At 72.1% G+C, this 16,641-nt stretch carries 18 protein-coding genes; 10 read left to right on the top strand and 8 right to left on the bottom strand.

The genetic code is table 11. The features are described 5' to 3' along the window. Positions 1–42: 42 nt before the first annotated feature. From HP507_RS13760 to HP507_RS13740, 5 genes are all read right to left on the bottom strand, one after another. Complete coding sequence (locus HP507_RS13760; protein WP_175352359.1) at positions 43–1,236, bottom strand: NAD(P)/FAD-dependent oxidoreductase; 1,194 nt, start codon at positions 1,234–1,236, stop codon at positions 43–45. A gap of 8 nt (positions 1,237–1,244) precedes the next feature. Next, positions 1,245–2,045, bottom strand: coding sequence for an SDR family NAD(P)-dependent oxidoreductase (locus HP507_RS13755; protein ID WP_175352358.1), 801 nt, complete (start codon positions 2,043–2,045; stop codon positions 1,245–1,247). A gap of 9 nt (positions 2,046–2,054) precedes the next feature. Further along, positions 2,055–2,561 carry a Dps family protein gene (locus HP507_RS13750; RefSeq protein WP_175352357.1) on the bottom strand — a complete coding sequence of 169 codons (507 nt, stop codon included), beginning with the start codon at positions 2,559–2,561 and terminating at the stop codon, positions 2,055–2,057. Between the two features lie 85 nt (positions 2,562–2,646). Further along, entirely contained in the window at positions 2,647–3,159 is a 513-nt protein-coding gene (locus tag HP507_RS13745) for a MarR family winged helix-turn-helix transcriptional regulator (protein ID WP_175352356.1), read from the bottom strand. Positions 3,160–3,289: 130 nt separating this feature from the next. Then, the gene (locus HP507_RS13740) at positions 3,290–3,850 is read right to left on the bottom strand and encodes an NADPH-dependent FMN reductase (RefSeq protein ID WP_175352355.1); all 561 of its coding nucleotides are present in this window, start codon (positions 3,848–3,850) and stop codon (positions 3,290–3,292) included. 192 nt (positions 3,851–4,042) lie between these two features. Here HP507_RS13740 and HP507_RS13735 point away from each other — a divergent pair, with 192 nt between their 5' ends. From HP507_RS13735 to HP507_RS13710, 6 genes are all read left to right on the top strand, one after another. Next, on the top strand, positions 4,043–5,995 hold the full coding sequence (locus HP507_RS13735) for a DUF11 domain-containing protein (protein WP_175352354.1): 1,953 nt from the start codon (positions 4,043–4,045) through the stop codon (positions 5,993–5,995). A gap of 184 nt (positions 5,996–6,179) precedes the next feature. Next, positions 6,180–6,821: a DUF308 domain-containing protein gene (locus tag HP507_RS13730; RefSeq protein ID WP_175352353.1), complete on the top strand. Its 642-nt coding sequence runs from the start codon at positions 6,180–6,182 to the stop codon at positions 6,819–6,821. Next, the gene (locus HP507_RS13725; protein WP_175352352.1) at positions 6,818–7,081 is read left to right on the top strand and encodes a hypothetical protein; all 264 of its coding nucleotides are present in this window, start codon (positions 6,818–6,820) and stop codon (positions 7,079–7,081) included. The genes HP507_RS13730 and HP507_RS13725 overlap by 4 nt, the downstream gene beginning before the upstream one ends. Before the next feature lie 19 nt (positions 7,082–7,100). Next, positions 7,101–8,549: an MFS transporter gene (locus HP507_RS13720; protein ID WP_333781369.1), complete on the top strand. Its 1,449-nt coding sequence runs from the start codon at positions 7,101–7,103 to the stop codon at positions 8,547–8,549. Between the two features lie 97 nt (positions 8,550–8,646). Then, entirely contained in the window at positions 8,647–9,192 is a 546-nt protein-coding gene (locus tag HP507_RS13715) for an RNA polymerase sigma factor (protein ID WP_271207335.1), read from the top strand. Beyond that, complete coding sequence (locus tag HP507_RS13710) at positions 9,182–9,964, top strand: hypothetical protein (RefSeq protein WP_175352351.1); 783 nt, start codon at positions 9,182–9,184, stop codon at positions 9,962–9,964. Before HP507_RS13715 ends, HP507_RS13710 begins: the two co-directional genes overlap by 11 nt. A gap of 54 nt (positions 9,965–10,018) precedes the next feature. Here the strand turns inward: HP507_RS13710 and HP507_RS13705 are convergent, their stop codons facing one another. Beyond that, the gene (locus HP507_RS13705; RefSeq protein ID WP_175352350.1) at positions 10,019–10,930 is read right to left on the bottom strand and encodes a LysR family transcriptional regulator; all 912 of its coding nucleotides are present in this window, start codon (positions 10,928–10,930) and stop codon (positions 10,019–10,021) included. A 48-nt stretch (positions 10,931–10,978) separates the two neighbouring features. Between HP507_RS13705 and HP507_RS13700 the strand changes: the two genes are divergently transcribed. Together HP507_RS13700 and HP507_RS13695 are read left to right on the top strand one after the other, a co-directional pair. Further along, positions 10,979–12,256: an MFS transporter gene (locus tag HP507_RS13700; RefSeq protein WP_175352349.1), complete on the top strand. Its 1,278-nt coding sequence runs from the start codon at positions 10,979–10,981 to the stop codon at positions 12,254–12,256. Positions 12,257–12,438: 182 nt separating this feature from the next. Next, complete coding sequence (locus tag HP507_RS13695; RefSeq protein WP_175352348.1) at positions 12,439–13,050, top strand: hypothetical protein; 612 nt, start codon at positions 12,439–12,441, stop codon at positions 13,048–13,050. A gap of 26 nt (positions 13,051–13,076) precedes the next feature. Here the strand turns inward: HP507_RS13695 and HP507_RS13690 are convergent, their stop codons facing one another. Continuing rightward, the gene (locus HP507_RS13690; RefSeq protein ID WP_175352347.1) at positions 13,077–13,985 is read right to left on the bottom strand and encodes a cation diffusion facilitator family transporter; all 909 of its coding nucleotides are present in this window, start codon (positions 13,983–13,985) and stop codon (positions 13,077–13,079) included. Positions 13,986–14,033: 48 nt separating this feature from the next. Here HP507_RS13690 and HP507_RS13685 point away from each other — a divergent pair, with 48 nt between their 5' ends. Next, positions 14,034–14,711, top strand: coding sequence for a DUF4166 domain-containing protein (locus tag HP507_RS13685; RefSeq protein WP_175352346.1), 678 nt, complete (start codon positions 14,034–14,036; stop codon positions 14,709–14,711). Continuing rightward, positions 14,711–15,688: an epimerase gene (locus HP507_RS13680; protein WP_175352345.1), complete on the top strand. Its 978-nt coding sequence runs from the start codon at positions 14,711–14,713 to the stop codon at positions 15,686–15,688. Before HP507_RS13685 ends, HP507_RS13680 begins: the two co-directional genes overlap by 1 nt. On the opposite strand, the gene HP507_RS13675 is transcribed toward HP507_RS13680, so the two are convergent. Then, positions 15,657–16,598: an EamA family transporter gene (locus HP507_RS13675; protein ID WP_175352344.1), complete on the bottom strand. Its 942-nt coding sequence runs from the start codon at positions 16,596–16,598 to the stop codon at positions 15,657–15,659. The two genes, HP507_RS13680 and HP507_RS13675, sit on opposite strands and share 32 nt — an antisense overlap. Positions 16,599–16,641 lie beyond the last annotated feature (43 nt).

The following is a 16,641-nucleotide window of genomic DNA, read 5'->3' as shown; positions in this document are numbered from 1 at the left end:
CGGTTCTCGGAACCGGCACCGGGCCTCCAGTCGGTCGCGACGCTACGGCGTGATGAGGCCTGGCAGCATGTCGGGCGTGAGCGCGTGTGCCTCGGCGAGGACCTTGCGGGCCTCGTCGGTCTTGTCCCACACGTTCCAGAGCAGGACGCCCCGCACGGTGTCGTCCTCGTCGAGGTAGTAGACGACGCCGGTGACGGTCGGCTCCTGCCAGTCCTCGACGGGGCGGAGCTTCGTGGTGACCTGCCCGACCGCCTCGTACCCCATGTCGAAGACGTCGGAGTAGAACATCGGCGTGTGGTCGTAGGTCTCGTCGGCGTCCGCGAGGTTCCGGCCGGCCTGTCGACCCTGCTGCTGGGCGTTGTCGACGTGCTCGACGCGGCGTGTGCCGAGGATCCGGTCCGGGTACTCGGCGATGTCCCCTGCGGCGAAGATCGAGTCGTCGTCCGTGAGCAGCGTCGAGGAGACGACGACGCCGTCGCGCACGGTGAGTCCGGCGTCGGCGGCGAGCTTCGTGGCGGGTTCGATGCCGAGCCCGACAACGACCGCGTCGGCTTCGACGACGGAGCCGTCGTCCAGCGTGAGCACCACGCCCGCCTCGCTCTGCGATCCCTCGGAGACGCGGCGCCCGAGTCGGAGCTCGACGCCGTGGTCGACGAACCGCTGCTGGAACGCCTGCGCGAGGTCCTCGGGGAACATCCGGCCGCCGACGACCTCGTCCGGGTCGATCAGCGTGACGCGGGCGCCGTTCTGGACGATGCCCGAGGCGATCTCGGTGCCGATGTAGCTGCCGCCGACGACGGCCACGTGCGCCCCGGCGTCCGCGAGTTCCCGCAGCCGGCGGTAGTCCGTCGCGCTGCGGTAGTCGAGGACGCGCGGCGACGGGTCGAGCCCGGGGAGGCTGCGCGGCTTCCCACCCGTGGCGAGGAGCAGCCGCTCGTAGCCGTGGGTCTCGCCGTCGGAGGTCGTCACGGTCTTGGCGGTCCGGTCGATCGACGTCACGGCGGTGCCCAGGAGGAAGGACGCCCCGGTCTCCTCGGTGTGCAGGTCGACCTTCTCGTCCCAGCTGAAGTCCGGGTCGGTCCAGAGCTTCTTCGAGAGCGCCGGCCGGGCGTAGGGCCGGTCGACGTCCTCGCTGATGATGCCGATCGGGCCCTCGGTGTCGATCTCCCGGATCCCGCGGGCGGCGGCGTCGGCGACCATCCCGCCGCCGACGATGAGGTAGCGGAAGTCGGTCATGGTTCCCCCTAGATCGTGGCGACCGAGCCGGAGTCGACCCGGTAGTTCGAGCCGTTCACGAAGCTCGCGAGCTCGGAGCACAGGAACGCGACGACGTTCGCCACCTCTTCCGGCTCACCGCGGCGCTGCAACTCCATGTACGGGCGCTTCTCGTCGAGGAACGACTCGATCGCCTCGTCGAACGAGGTGCCGAGCTCCTTCGAGCGCTTGTTCATCATCGCGTCGGTCATCGGCGTGTGGATGAACGCGGGTGACACCGTGTTGACGAGGAGACCCTCCTTCGCGTAGGTCCGCGACAGGCCCTTCGCGAACGAGAGCACCCCGGCCTTGGCGGCGCAGTACGGGAGTTCATCGTCGTACGGCTGCGAGGCGTCCTCGGAGACGAGGTACACGATGCGACCCCAGCCGCCCTGTCGCAGGTCGGCGATGAACTCGCGCGTGATGCGGACGGGCCCCATGAGGTCGATGTCGATCGTCTTCGCCCAGCCTTCCTCGTCGATCTCGTGGAACAGCCCCTGGGCGCCGGTGACGCCCGAGGACTGCACCAGGATGTCGATCTCGCCGACGGCGTCGCGCACCTTCGCGTGCAGGGCGGCGAGGCTGGCGGCGCTGGTCACGTCGGCCGCGAAGGCGTGCAGCTTGCCCTGCGGCGCCTCCAACTGGTCCGCGCTGTTGTCGAGCTGCGCCTGGTCGATGTCGCTGACGACGACCGTCGCACCCTCGGCGAGGAGGATGCGGGCCGTGTTCCACCCGATGCCGGAGTCGCCGCCGAAGACCAGCGCGGTCTTGTCCTGGATCCCGAGGTCCACCGGCCGCCCCTACGCGTGCGCCGAGGCGTCCGCGACGGCAGGCGTGGTGGCCGAGGCGAGGGGCGTGCTCGGTGCCCGGTTCTCGGCCGAGACCATCCAGGCGAGCTGCTCGAGGCGCTCGATGAAGCCGTGGAGCAGGTCCGCGGTCGTCGGGTCCTCCTCGTCGACCTCGTCGTGGACGTCGCGCATCGTCCCGGTCGCCTGGTACAGCCGCAGCGTGATCTGGTCGATGGCGTCGTGCGTGGTGATCTCGCCATCGGGGAACTGGTCGAGGTGGCTCGTCTCGGCGACGGTGCTGGAGCGGCCGTCCGGCACGGCGTAGAGCGCACGCATGCGCTCGGCGGTGTCGTCGGCGAACGCACGGGCCGCTTCGACGATCTCGTCGAGCTGGAGGTGGAGGTCCCGGAAGTTGGTCCCGAGGATGTTCCAGTGGGCTTGCTTGCCCTGGACGTGCAGGTCGATGAGGTCCACGAGGACCGCCTGGAGGTTCTTGGCGAGCTTGTCCGATGCGTGCATGATCGGCTCCTTCCGCGTTGGTGACCAGTCCGGTCTACGCGGGTCGCCAGGAGACTCGCTCAGAAGCGCGTCCCCCGCGCGCCGCTCAGTGCGCGACGGCGGGGTCGACCTGGTCGACGGCGGAGCGCATCCGCTCGAGGAACACCGTGACGACACGGCCGTCGTCGGGGGAGAGGTCCTCGGCGATCGTCATCATCCGGCGGTGCATCACGCCGAGCGTCGCGCGGACCTCGTCGTCGGTCTCGGCCGTGGGCGTGATGACGAGGGCGCGGCGGTCGGTGGGGTGCGGGTCGCGGCGGACGTGGTTCGACTTCACGAGTCGGTCGATGAGGATCGTCGTCGACGCGGACGAGATCCCGAGGTAGGCGGCGAGGTCCTTCGGGCTGACCGCACGACCCGAACGCTGGGCCTGCAGCAGGAACCGGACGGCGAGCAGATCGGTCTCGCCCATGCCCATCGAATCACGGGTGCGGCGGCGCATGGCCGTCTCCGCGGTGCGGTACTTGCGCAGGGCGTTCAGCACGGTGACGCCGCGCTGGGTCGCGTCGTCGTCGGGGAACCAGTACCCGGACGCCTCCGTGATCTCCTGCGTGGACATGCCGTTCAGGGTAGCCCGTCACGTTGCTCGAGCATCGAGGGACCTGACGGGTCGGCCGCTTCCACACGACGGACGGGAGGCGCGGTGCGACCCCGCACCGCGCCTCCCGTCCGTCGTGTGGTGCGGACCGTCAGGCGGCGGTCGGCTCCTCGTCGGCTGCCTCCGCGAGCGCGCTCAGCGCGCCCTGGACGAGCTGCGTGACCTCGGCGTCCTCGCGCGGATGGGTCTCGGCGAAGCGGACGACCGACTGCGGGATCGCGACCTTGACGTCCTCGAGGACCTTCGCGCCGGCGATGCCGGCGGCCTTGCGGGCATCGTCGTGCGCCCAGACGCCGCCGTACTGGCCGAAGGCCGAGCCGATGACGGCGAGCGGCTTGCCGGAGAGCGGCGAGGCGCCGAAGGGGCGCGATGCCCAGTCGAGCGCGTTCTTCAGGACGGCCGGGATCGTCCCGTTGTACTCGGGCGTGATGAGCAGCAGGGCGTCGGCGGCGTCGATCGCGGCGCGGAACTCGACGGCGGCGGCCGGCGGGGTGTCGCCGTCGATGTCCTCGTTGTAGAACGGCAGCTCGACGATGCCGTCGAACGTGGTCAGCTCGATGCCCTCCGGGGCGTGGTGTGCGGCCGCTTCGGCGAGCTTGCGGTTGATGGATGCGGCGCGGAGGCTGCCGACGAGGGCGAGGACGTTCGTCATGGTGATCCCTATCTGGTTCTGTGACGGAAAGGTGTCAGCGACAACCAATGCGCTCGGCCGCCCCGCTATTCCCGATCGGCAGAGCATCGATGACTCCCGCTCTGTCCTCCACAGCCAGGAGGCGCGGTGTGGCGATCCACAGATCGGCCGACGCCGCCCCGGTGGTCGCCACCCGATCGCGACGATCGGGGCATGAGAGATCCCAACACCCCGACGGGTGGCCGTGCGGCCGCCCGCTCACGTCCAGCGCGGCGCGCCGTGGCCGTCGCCAGCGTGCTCACGGCGCTCGGCGTCCTCGCCGCGCCGGCGCTCAGCCCGGCAGCGTCCACCGCGGGCGAGCTCGCCTTCCCCTACGAGAACCGGTTCGACTCCGCGGCAGGCGGCACCCTCAGCGGTGACGCCGAGATCAGCGGCGGACGGCTCCGACTCACCGACGACGTCCGGAAACAGGCCGGGTCGTGGTCGACCGACGACACGTTCCCGTCCGATCTCGGACTCGAGATCGAGTTCGAGTACGCGATGTACAACGACGTGGGCGACCCGGGCGCCGACGGCCTGCTCCTCTCGCTCGCCGACGGTGCCGCACCCCAGGGCGTCGGTGCGTTCGGTGCCGCCCTGGGGTACGCCTGCCGGGACGAAGCGAGTCAGGGTGGCGGCCTGCCCTGCGACCTCCCGGGTCTCCCCGGCGGGTTCGCCGCGATCGCGCTCGATCGGTACGGCAACTTCTCCTCGCCGCTGAACCTGTCGGGCCCGGGCGCACGCGCGGAGTCGGTCGTGATCCGCGGATCCGGAGACGGCCTCGTCGGTTACCGCTACGTCGACGGGGTCACGGCGCCGGGCGGCGTCGGGACCGAGGGGGCCACGCCCCGGAAGGTCCGCGTCACGCTCCTGCCTGGCGGGGCCGGCGAGCTCTCCGTCACCGTGCGGCTCGAGGCCGGCGGTGCGATGCGGACCGTGCTCGACCGGGTGCCCCTGCACGGCGACGGGCAGGCCCCGCTCCCGAGCACGCTCCGGCTCGGGTTCGCCGGGGCCACCGGGGTCCACGTGAACACGCACGAGATCGACGCCCTCCGCGTGTGGCAGCCCGCCGACCTCGCCGTGGAGCACGACCTCGCGCCGACCGTCACCGCCGGGGGCGCGGTCGAGTACGCCGTGACCGCACGGAACGTCGGCGCCAACGCGTCCGAGCCGAGCACCCTCGACGTCGACGTGCCCGAGGCGCTGCGGGACGTGACGTGGAGCTGCACCGCGGTGAGCGGCTCCGCGTGCGGCTCGCAGTCGGGAACGGGCGACGTCTCGGCCGAGGTCGACCTGCCACGCGAGGGTTCGGCCACCGTGACGATCACCGGGCAGCTCCCGTCCGGAGTGACCGGGAGTCTCGACAGTGTGGCGGCGGTCGCCCCGGCTCCTCCCCTGGCGGACACGAACGAAGCGGACAACGTCTCCACTGCGAGCGCGGCGGTCGAGCCGGGTGACGGTCCCGAGGCGCACGTCGAGACCGACAAGTCCGTCACGCCGTCGACCGGAGTGGAACCGGGTGACGAGGTCGAGTACACCGTCACCGCGCGGAACGTCGGGCCGGACGTCGCCCAGGACGTCGGCGCCGTGGACGAGCTGCCGGAAGCGATGCGGTTCGTCGGCTCGGACGACGGGTGCACCGCCGCCGGGCGAGTGGTGACGTGCTCCTCGGGGAGCGCGCTCGCCGTGGGGGAGTCCACGGCGTTCCGGATCCGGGCGGTGCTCGACCCGGCGTACCGCGGGGACGGGTCGGACGTGGTGAACGTCGCGACGGCGACCTCGCCCACGGACCCGGACGGCGGCCGCCCCTCGCCCGAGGTCGGGATCGGGGTCGTCGACCCCGGTGACGGCGGCCCGGGAGACCCCGGCCCGGGTGACGGCGGCCCGGGGGACGCCGGCCAGGGCGACCGCGACGGGGACGGACTCGGGCGGGGTGACGCCAGCCCGCAGCTCCCGAGCGGGCGGGACACGGCACCCGGCGGCTCACTCGCCTACACCGGCGCCGAGGAGCTCGGGCTCCTGGCGGTGATCGGGGGCGTGGCCGTCGCCGCCGGTGCGGCCTGCTGGTGGCTCGCACGTCGACGCCGTCGGGGCAGCGTCGACGCGGACGACGTGTCGAGCGCCTGACGCCGACGGACCCGGCGGAGCGGCGCGTTCGACGCCGCTCCGCCGTCGTTCCGTCGTGCGGGTGCGGGTGCGGGTGCGGGTGCGGGGTTCGAGCATCCTCAGCGGCGGGGCACCGCCCGCGGTCGGCCGCGCCACGGTCCGGCGGTAGGATCGAACCACGATCCGCATGCCCGAAAGAGGTCTCGTGTCCGACTCCGTGGACGACTCCGGCCAGCGCGCGCGGTACTGGCCTGTCCCCGTCCTCCGGGCCGTCCCAGCCGCGATCGTGGCCCTCGTCATCACCTTCTCGTCCAACCACGCCGCGGGCTACGGCCTGCTGCTGTTCGGCGGCTTCGCGGTGGTCGACGGGCTCGTGCTCCTCTTGGCGGGCGCCACCCGGCTCCCGGCCGACGGTCGTTCGCGGCGGACCACGCAGGTCCAGGCCGTGGTCACCCTGGCCGCCGCGGTCGCTGCCTTCGCGTGCAACGGGTTCGGACTCCCGGCGTTCATCGCGGTGATCGTCGTCTTCGCTGTGCTGACCGGCGCGCTCGAACTGACGCAGGGCCTGCGCGCCCGCCGTCGGTCGCCGTTCGCACGCGACTGGATGACCATCGGCGGTCTGACGCTGCTGCTCGCGGTCGCCTTCCTCCTGACGCCCCCGGACTACTCCGAGCAGCTCGGTGGTGTCGAGCAGGTCACCGGGATACTGGACGCCTCGATCGTCCTCGTCGGCCTGCTCGGCGCATACCTCGCCATCACGGCGGTCTTCCACGCGATCGCCGGCCTCTCGCACAAGTGGGGAACGGTCGCACCGGCCGCAGCCCCGGACGGAGCACCACACGCATGACCACCCCCAGCCGTCGCGACCGCCTGCGCCCGGTCGAGCTCCTCGGGATCTCCGCGATCATCGCGGTCTTCACCGGACTCGTCGTACTGTTCTCGACGCGTGAGCTCCAGCTCGCCGTGATCTTCCTCGGCATCGCGTTCATCGTCGTCGTGGTCGTCCTCGCGATGCTCCAGCTCGCCTCGTCGAGCGACCAGGACGACAACGACATGCTCGGCGGTCACAAGACCCCGGGTGAAGGAGACGGCAACGACTTCCACTGAGTCACGCGCCGCGCGAGCGCTGCCGTCACGCCGCCCCTTCCAGGGCGATCCGGACCTGCCGCGACGGTACCGGCACCGGTACCTCATCCTCGCGGTCTGCTGCATGAGCCTGTTCATCGTCTCGATGGACGCCACCGTGGTGAACGTCGCGCTGCCCTCGATCGGGCGTGAGCTCGACAGCACCATCTCCGGGCTGCAGTGGACGATCGACGCGTACACGCTCGTCCTCGCGAGCCTGCTCATGCTCTCCGGGTCCACCGCGGACCGCATCGGTCGCCGGACGACCTTCCAGATCGGTCTCGCGCTGTTCACGGTCGGCTCGCTGCTGTGCTCGCTGGCGCCCGGTGTCGGCTGGCTCGTGGTGTTCCGGATGGTCCAGGCCGTCGGGGGATCGATGATGAACCCCGTGGCGATGTCGATCATCACCGCCACGTTCGACGATGCGAGGGAACGCGCCCGTGCGGTCGGCATCTGGGGTGCGGTCGTCGGGGTGTCGATGGGGCTCGGGCCGCTCGTCGGCGGGGCGCTCACGGACACGATCGGCTGGCGGGCGATCTTCTGGATCAACGTCCCGATCGGCGTCGCGGCGATCGTCCTCACGTTCCTGTTCGTCCCCGAGTCGAAGTCGCCGAAGCCGCGGCGGCTCGACCCCCTCGGCCAGGTGCTCGTCATCGTCCTGCTCGCGACCCTGGTCGGCGGGCTGATCGAGGGCCCGCGGCTCGGCTGGACGTCGCCGGCCGCCCTCGGCCTGTTCGTCCTCGCGGCGGCGTCCCTCGCGGTGCTCGTCGCCGTGGAGCGCCGCCGTCGGGAGCCGCTCGTCGACGTCCGCTTCTTCCGGAGCATCCCCTTCTCGTCCGCCGTCGTCACCGCGATCGCGGCGTTCGGCGCCAACGGGGCGTTCCTCTTCCTCAACGCGCTGTACCTGCAGGAGGTCCGGGGCATGTCCCCGTTCGAGGCCGGTCTGTGGACGCTGCCCGCTGCGGTCGCGACGATGGTGCTGTCCCCGGTGTCCGGTCGGCTCGTCGGGTCGGTCGGCTCACGGGTCCCGCTCGTCCTCGCGGGGATCGGCGTCGGCGGTGCCGGGGCGATCCTCACCACGATCGACGCGCACACCCCGATGTGGGTGCTCGTCGTCGCCTTCGTGCTGTTCGGCTTCGGGTTCGGCATGGTGAACGCCCCGATCACGAACACCGCCGTGTCGGGCATGCCGCGCGCGCAGTCCGGGTCGGCCGCGGCCGTCGCGTCCACGAGCCGGCAGACCGGGGTCTCCCTCGGGGTCGCACTCGCCGGTACGGTCACGGGGGCGAGTGCGGTGGCGAGCGTCGGCGCTGGGTTCGCTGTCGCCACACACGCGATGTGGTGGATCGTGGTCGGCATCGGAGCGGGGATCCTCGTCGTCGGCTTCGTGTCGACCTCGGCCGCGGCGAAGCGGTCGGTCGCCGGGATCGCGCACCTGCTCGACGGCTAGGTCCGGCCGGCTCCGACACGCCCGGAGTCACGTTTTCGCCACGGTCCTGTCAGGATCGCGTGTCCGTCCGACACCTCTGGAGTGAAGGAGGTGGCATGTGGACGTGACGACCGGCACCGAAACGGACGAGGCGATCGTCCGGTCGATGGCCCATGGCGACAAGACCGCGCTGGCCCGTGCGTTCGACCGCTACGCCGCCACCCTCACCCGGTACGCGTGGGCCCTCGCCGACGACCGGCAGGACGTCGAGGAGATCGTGCAGGACTCGTTCCTCACCCTCTGGCAGCGCGCGGCGACCCTCGAGCTGCCGGCGGACACGATGCTCCCGTGGCTGCTCGTCGTGTGCCGCAACCACGCGTTCAACACGGGCCGCAAGCAGGCTCGGCGCCGCGCCGACGAACTCCCCGAGCAGCTCGCCGCGCCGGAGGACCACGCCGAAGCCCGTGAACGCCTCCGCTGGGTCCGCGACGAGATCGCCGCGCTCCCCGAGACCGACCGCCGCATCTGCGAGCTGTGCCTGCTCGACGGGCACTCCTACTCCGAGGCCGCCGAGATGCTCGGACTCAGCGTGGGTGCGGTCACCCAGCGGGTCTCCCGCAGCCGACGCCGACTGAAGAAGGTGGTGATGCACGATGAACACTGAGCCTCCCGAGGGAGACGACCTGCAGCGCCTGCTCGTCTCGATGAAGCAGAACGTCCTCGAGCGCGCCACCCCGCGTCCGAAGCGGCGCCGGTTCCGACCCGGCATCGCGATCGGGGTCGTCGGACTGCTGGCCATCGGCACCGCGACGGGCGCCGTGGCCCTGTCGCTCTCGCAGCACGACGAGCCGGTGGCCGCACCGACCCGGACCCAGCAGCCCGAGCCGGCGCCCTCCGCGACGACCCCGACGTCCGCGCCGATCACCGCGACCCCGACACCGACGCCCCGAACGACGCCGAAGGACATGGTGTCGGCGATCCCGAAGGACTGCCGCGCGCTGGTCCCCGCCTCGGACTACGACCGGCTCTTCGGGGATGCGCCGCTTCAACGCGTGCTGCCGGTCGAGGAGGGGCTGCCGGCGGATGCCACACCGCCGCCGTTGCCGACGGACCAGGAACCGAACTTGCCCGCGACCGACCTGTACTGCATGTGGGAGGACCCTGAGGCTGCCCGCAGCCTCGCGGTCACGGCTGGACACGGGACGCCGTCACAGCTCGACGAGCTCCAGCGCACCTCCTACGAGGGATGGTCGCCCACCTGCACCGATGCCGACGGCATCAGGCTCTGTCGTCAGACCAGGAGGGTCGCGCCGGACTCCCCGGACTGGGCGCGGACGCTGTACGTCCGCGGCGACACCTGGGTCGAGATCGACCAGGCCAACTTCCCGACCGACAACCTGCTGGGTGCGATCGTCGGGGAGATCTGGGGGGACTGACGGCCTGGAGGCGCGTGGCGGCGACGACCAGCGCCTCCAGTCCGTGGGGGGCCCTCAGCTCACGCGGGCCGCGACGATGTCGCGGGCCAGCGTCCGCACCGCGCGGTTCGGCTCCGGACTCGTCCTCGTCGCGAGCCCGATCCGGAGGGGCTCGACCTCGTCCTCGAGTTCGAGCACCGCGCCGTCGTGCCGCACCCCGGAGTCGGGCACGACCCCGACACCGAGGCCGGCGGACGCGAACCGGATCACCGCGGGCATGTCGTTCATCTCCGCGACGATGCGCCGACGGATGCCGAGCCGTTCGAGCGCGGTGTCGAGGATGATCCGGTTCCCGAACCCGTGTGCGGTGTCGATGAACGGCTCGTCGGCGAGCTCGGCGAGTGAGACCGACCGTCGGCCCGCGAAGCGGTGGTCGGCGGCGGTGAAGACCCGGAACGGCATCTCCCGGAGCGGTTCCACCACGACGCCGGCGGGGACCGCGGGCAGCCCGGTGTACGCGATGTCGAGTCGCCCCGCGACCAGGTCCTGCACGAGACCGGTCGTCCCGGACGGCGACGTCATGAGTTCGACGGCGACGAGCGGGTGCCGCTGCCGGAACCGCCGCAGAACTCCGGTGAGGTCGACGATGTCCATACTCGTGAAGATCCCGAGTCGGACCCGGCCGCGGAGGTCGGCGTCCTCGACGGTCGCGAGGTCGCGCATCCGGTCGAGGGACTCCAGCACGCCGCGGGCGTGGGGGAGCAGGTCCTCACCGGCGGTGGTGAGGACGAGGTGCCGCCCGGTGCGGTCGAACAGCCGGACGCCGAGGCTGCGCTCGAGCGAGGCGATGCCGGCGGACACGGTCGATTGTGCGGCCCAGAGCCGCTCAGCCGCCCGGGTGACGCTGCCCTCGGCTGCGACGGTCACGAACTGTTCGAGCAAGCGGGTCTCCACCCACCCAGTATCGACCGCATCGATGGTAGCCATCAAGAAGGTCCGTTGGACTCGATGACGGGGAAGCGACACCATCGGAGCATGTCAACCGTCACCCGGACTGCCGCCACTCCTGCAGCAGCGCACGAAGTCACCGCCGACCGCGTCCCCGCGCCCCGCGGCCGCCGTTCGCACACGCGCCGCCGTCACGGCTTCGGCTTCTGGGCCGTGGCCCTCGCGTTCCTCTCGGTGATGGCCTTCGCGACCGTCCCCGCTCCGCTGTACGTCATCTACCAGGCGCGCGACGGGTTCCCGACGTTCACGACGACCGTGGTGTTCGCGGCGTACGGCGTCGGCGTCGTCGGGTCGTTGTACCTCGCCGGACACCTCAGCGACGTGCACGGCCGCCGGCCGCTCATCCTCGTGTCGGTCGCCCTCGAGCTCGTCGCGGCGGTCCTCTTCCTGCTCTGGAACGACGTCAGCGGGCTCATCGTCGCGCGGCTCGTGACCGGCCTCGGTGTGGGACTCCTCACGGCGACGGCCACGGCACACCTCGGTGAGCTCCGGGTCCGGGCGACCGGGACCGCGTCCTCGGCCGCGGGCGCCGGTGTCGTCGCGGGGGCGGTGAACCTCGGTGGGTTGTCCCTCGGAGCCCTCGTCGGGGGAGCCCTCGCCGAGTTCGTCGGCCAGCCGCTCATGGTGCCGTACGTCGTGTTCGTCGTGGCTCTCGTCGTCGCGTTCGTCGTGGTGCTCGCGGCACCGGAGACCGTCGACCGGCCCGCGTCGCCCGTCCCGTACCGTCCGCAGCGACTGCAGGCCCCGGACGGCAAGGCGGGTGCGTTCTGGGCCGCCGGCACCGCAGCGTTCGCGGCGCTCGCAGTGCAGGGCCTCTTCACCTCGGTCGCGCCGACGTTCCTCGCGACGACCTTCCACGTGACCGACCGGCTCGCTGCGGGCGCCACGACCTTCGGGGTGTTCGCCGCGAGTGCCGTGTCCCAGATCGTGTTCGCCCGGCTGTCGCAGCGGACGCAGATCCGACTCGGCATGGTGCTGCTCGTCGGCGGCCTCGTGGTCCTGGCAGTCGCCGCGATCGTGCTGCAGGTCGCCGGGTTCATCGGCGGCGGGGTCGTCGCCGGAGCCGGTGTCGGGCTGCTGTTCCGTGCGTCGATCGGCAGTGCCGGGGCGCTCGTCGGGCCGGAGCGTCGCGGCGGGGTGCTCGCGGCGACGTTCCTCATCGCCTACGCCGGTCTGACGGTGCCGGTCGTGGCCGTCGGCGCCGCGCTGCTGGTGCTGCCGACGCTGCCGGTGCTGCTCGGGTACGTCGTGTTCGTGGCCGTCCTGGCGGTCGTCGCCGGCTCGCGCCTGGCCGCTCGCGCGTAGCGCGCTGCGCGCCGCGCGTCCGGCGGCTGCTCCGAACCACGATTCCGACATCGCACCGCGGCAACACGTGGTGCGACGTCGGAATCGTGGTTCGACGCGCGCTCACGGCGGGCCCGCAGCGGGCCCGCAGCGGGCCCGATGGTCGGCCAGGAGGCCCGGTGCCGGTCCGGCATACTGGGCGCGTGTCCCAGAAACGCAGCCGTCCGGTCGTCACCGGCGTCGCGGCCGTCCTGGCCGCCGGCCTCGTCGCGGGCGGCGTCGCACTGACCGCGCAGCGCGGCGCGGACGACCCCGTGCTCGGTGCCGACGGCGCCGGCGTGACCCCGAGCGCCACGGCCGGCGACGGGACGTCCCGCGACGGCACGGTGACGATCGCCCGCACGGGCCCGGACCTCCCCGGAACCGGCGTCCTCGACCGCTGCGGCACGAGCGCCCGCGAGACGGTGGCCCGGTACGACAGCGCGGCGCTCGGCACGGTGGTGCTGCAGTGCGGGGACTCCGGCCAGGGCTACGAGCACATCCGCGTCCGCCACACCCAGGACTGGGAGGACGTCGTGTCGGGCCACGGCTCCCGCGACTGGGACGACGCGATGCTGACCGCGGTGCAGACGGCGCTAGAGTCCCCCGCCGCCGGGTACCCGCAGGACGCCGGCGACGGGAAGGTCTGCTACGCCGCCCCGGTGCGGTTCGACGACGGGTCCCGCCCGGCCGCGGAGCCGTTCGTGCGCGTGATCGTCTCGTCCACCACCGACCGCGTCATCACGGCGTTCCCGACGAGCGACGGCGGCTGCTGACCTGCTCCTACGCGTACACCTCGTGCCTACGCGTGCACCTCGTGCTCGTGCCGCCGGTGTGAGGCCGGCTCGAGCTGGAACGTCGAATGCTCCACGGGGACGTCGAAGTGCTCCGCCACGCACCGCTGCAGCTCGTCGAGGATGCGCGGCGCGTGGGCGGTCGAGAAGCAGTGGTCGTCCACGACGACGTGAGCCGTCAGGTTCGGCACACCGGTCGCCACGAGCGTCGCGTGCAGGTCGTGCACGGCGATGACGTGGTCGAGTTCGAGGATGTGACCCCGCACGGCGTCGAGGTCGAGCCCCGGCGGCGTCGACTCGAGCAGCACGTTCGCGGTCTCGCGCAGCAGTCGGATCGCCCGAGGCAGGATGAGCAGACCGATCAGGATGGCCGCGACCGAGTCCGCCCGCTCCCACCCGGTCAGCATGAGCACGAACGCTGCGGCGATCACGGCGACCGAACCCAGGGTGTCGTTGAGGACCTCGAGCCGCGCGGCGCGCGAGGTGAACCCCTCACCCGCGGCCCGCAGCAGGACGGCGTACGCCACGAGGTTGCCGACGAGCCCGATGACGCCGAACACGAGCAGCGGTCCGGAGTGGATCTCGGCGGGGACGAACAGCCGCTGCACGGCGGAGATGATGACGTAGACGCCGACCGCGAGCAGGATCGCGGCCTGCGCCGTGGCGCCGAGGACCTCGGCGCGCTGGAACCCCCACGTGCGCTGCGCCGTCGGACTGCGCCGGGCCAGGCGGGTGGCGACCAGACCGATGCCGATCCCCCCGGTGTCGACCACCATGTGTCCGGCGTCGACGAGCAGCGCCAGCGACCCGGTCACGACCGCGCCGATGACCTCGGCCAGCAGGATGCCCGCGGAGATGCAGAACGCCACGAGCAGGGCGCGCTCGGACGCGTGCCCGTGCCCGTGGTCGTGTCCCATGCGCAACATCGTAGGGAGCCGCACTGGCGACATGCCAGTATCGAGTGTGTGACCCGGTCGCCGTACCAGCTGAGCACGCCGCCCGACGTCCTCGCCCGCCTGCACCCTCGCCTCCGGACGTACTTCGGCCCGATCCCGCCCGGCCACGTCGGCCGTGGCGAGGGCGTCTTCGACGTCGTCGGTACGCCCCGTCGCTGGCTCTGGCCGCTGCTCGCCTGGTTCGCGCGTGACGCCGTGATGTTCCCGGTCTGGGAGCGGGACGTTCCCTTCAGGGTCGAGAACCGCCCGGCTCGCGTCCGCCGGGGGTCGACGCCGGGCCAGGAGGAACGGGTCGCCGTGCGCGCGTACCGCACCTTCCGCTTCCGCTCAGGCACCCGCACGATGGTGGACGCCATCACCGCCGAACCCGAGGGGCTCGTCGACCACCTCGGTCACCGCGGGCGCGTCAGCGCCCTCCTCCGGACCGAGGTCGACGCGGACGGTCCGGACACCGGCGCCCTGCGCCTGGTCTCCACCCGCGTGACGTTCCGTGCGCTGGGACGCGAGCTGCGCCTCCCGGCCCTGATCGCGCCGCGTGTGACGCTCGTGGAACGATTCGATGACGATGCCGACCGGCAGCGCGTGTCCCTGGTGCTCACCGCGCCGCTCATCGGCACGCTGTACCGGTACGAGGGGGCCTTCCGGTACGCCGTCGTGCCCGACACCGGTCCAGAAGGGGGACGTTGATGGTCGAGCAGCAGCCGCGGGTCGTGATCGCGGGAGCGAGCGGGTTCGTCGGACGGTACCTGCAGGACGCCTTCCGCGAGGAGGGCTACCAGGTCGTCACGGTCGGCCGCACCGGGGACGCCGTGTGGGGCAACACCCTGCGGATCCGGGAACTCGTCGACGGTGCCGCCCTCGTCGTGAACATGGCGGGCAAGAGCGTGAACTGCCGGTACGGGCGACGGAACCGCGCGGAGATCGTCCGGTCCCGGGTCGACACCACGCTCGAGCTGGCCGAGGCGATCCGCACGAGCGAGCACCCGCCGCCGCTGTGGGTCAACGCGTCCACGGCGACGATCTACCGCCACGCCGACGACCGCCCGCAGGACGAGACGACGGGCGAGCTCGGCGAGGGGTTCTCGGTCTCGGTGGCGAAGGCGTGGGAGGACGCCCTGTTCGCGGTGGACCTGCCCGGTACCCGCCGTGTGGCGCTCCGCATGGCGATCGTCTTCGGCGACGGCAGCGCCCTCGTCCCGCTGCTCCGGCTCGCGAAGGCGGGGCTCGGCGGGCCGCAGTACGACGGCAGGTGGTTCCCGACGCGCTCCCGACTCCGAGCGGGGACGTACCACCACGACCGGCACACCCGCGGCCGGCAGAAGTTCAGCTGGGTGCACATCGCCGACGTCCTCGGGGCGATCCGCTTCGTGCGCGACCACGAGGGCATCGACGGACCGGTCAACGTCTCGAGTCCGAACCCGTCCGACAACCGCACGGTGATGGCGACGATCCGCGATGCCGTCGGACGACGGTTCGGTCTGCCGACCTGGCGGTGGATGCTCGAGGTCGGGTCGTTCGCGATCCGCACCGAGACCGAACTCGTGCTGAAGAGCCGGTGGGCCGTGCCGACGCGTCTGGTCGAGGCGGGCTACGAGTTCCGCTACCCGCACCTGCGCGGCGCGCTCGCCGGGATCATCGCGGAGCGTCGCCAGCACCGGGGCTGAGCACCGGGACCGTGATCCCCGCGGTGGTGACGGGCAGCGCGCGTGCTCGGGCCGGACGTGACGACCACAGCACCGCCCCCACGACGACGACGCCCGCGACGATCTCGACCGCGTCCGGTACCTCGCCGAACGCCGCCCACGACGCGAGGACGCCCACGACGGGCACCAGCATCGAGAAGGGTGCGACGGTGCTCGACGGGTAGGTCGCCATGAGCCTCGACCAGATGCCGTAGCCGACGAGGGTCGCCACCAGCACGATGTACAGCAGGCCGAGGTCCGCGGGCAGCGCCGCCGCCGTGAAGGCGGTGCCGAGGGCGTGCCCGATGCGCTCCGGCCCCTCGACGACGAAGGACAGCACAGCCATCGGGATCGGGGGCACGACCGACCACCACAGCGTCAGGTGGAGCGGGTTCGACGCACCCGCACGCCGGGTCGCCACGTTGCCGATCGCCCACCCGAGGGCACCGCAGAGGGCGAGCACGACGGGGAGCAGCGCCGCCGCCTGCGCGCGGTGCACGGCGATCGCCGCCAGGGCGCACACGGCGATCGTGACACCGATCACCTGCCGACCGGTGAGCCGCTCGCGCAGGAACACCCCGGCGAGGACGACCGTGAACGGCGCCGACGCCTGGAGCACGAGTGACGCGAGTCCCGACGGCAGCCCGGCCGCCATGCCGAGGTAGAGGAACGCGAACTGCAGCACGCCGAGCCCGAGACCGACGAGCAGCAGCCGACCGAACGGGATCCGTGGTCGGGGCACGAGCAGCACGGTCGGAACGGCGAGCAGCGTGAACCGGATCGCGGCGAGCAGGAACGGCGGGAAGTGCTCGAGAGCGAGCGCGGTCGCGGGGAAGTTCAGGCCCCACACGACGGCGACGACGACGGCGAGGAGACGGTCACGAGTGCGCACGGGACGATCGTGACGCACCCTGATCCTTCAGCACCAGCGAAGA

The organism is Curtobacterium pusillum, from assembly GCF_013359865.1.
GTDB classification, from domain to species: Bacteria; Actinomycetota; Actinomycetes; order Actinomycetales; family Microbacteriaceae; genus Curtobacterium; species Curtobacterium pusillum.
The sequence above is the reverse complement of the archived record's forward strand: the minus strand, read 5'-3'. Positions and strand labels throughout refer to the sequence as shown.

Excerpts from the sequence above, each read along its gene's own strand:
- HP507_RS13710 (WP_175352351.1), top strand. The coding sequence starts at position 9,182 with ATGAACACTGAGCCTCCCGAGGGAGACGACCTGCAGCGCCTGCTCGTC.
- HP507_RS13725 (WP_175352352.1), top strand. The coding sequence starts at position 6,818 with ATGACCACCCCCAGCCGTCGCGACCGCCTGCGCCCGGTCGAGCTCCTC.
- HP507_RS13760 (WP_175352359.1), bottom strand. The coding sequence starts at position 1,236 with ATGACCGACTTCCGCTACCTCATCGTCGGCGGCGGGATGGTCGCCGAC.
- HP507_RS13700 (WP_175352349.1), top strand. The coding sequence starts at position 10,979 with ATGTCAACCGTCACCCGGACTGCCGCCACTCCTGCAGCAGCGCACGAA.
- HP507_RS13745 (WP_175352356.1), bottom strand. The coding sequence starts at position 3,159 with ATGTCCACGCAGGAGATCACGGAGGCGTCCGGGTACTGGTTCCCCGAC.
- HP507_RS13690 (WP_175352347.1), bottom strand. The coding sequence starts at position 13,985 with ATGGGACACGACCACGGGCACGGGCACGCGTCCGAGCGCGCCCTGCTC.
- HP507_RS13680 (WP_175352345.1), top strand. The coding sequence starts at position 14,711 with ATGGTCGAGCAGCAGCCGCGGGTCGTGATCGCGGGAGCGAGCGGGTTC.
- HP507_RS13750 (WP_175352357.1), bottom strand. The coding sequence starts at position 2,561 with ATGCACGCATCGGACAAGCTCGCCAAGAACCTCCAGGCGGTCCTCGTG.
- HP507_RS13735 (WP_175352354.1), top strand. The coding sequence starts at position 4,043 with ATGAGAGATCCCAACACCCCGACGGGTGGCCGTGCGGCCGCCCGCTCA.
- HP507_RS13705 (WP_175352350.1), bottom strand. The coding sequence starts at position 10,930 with ATGGCTACCATCGATGCGGTCGATACTGGGTGGGTGGAGACCCGCTTG.
- HP507_RS13740 (WP_175352355.1), bottom strand. The coding sequence starts at position 3,850 with ATGACGAACGTCCTCGCCCTCGTCGGCAGCCTCCGCGCCGCATCCATC.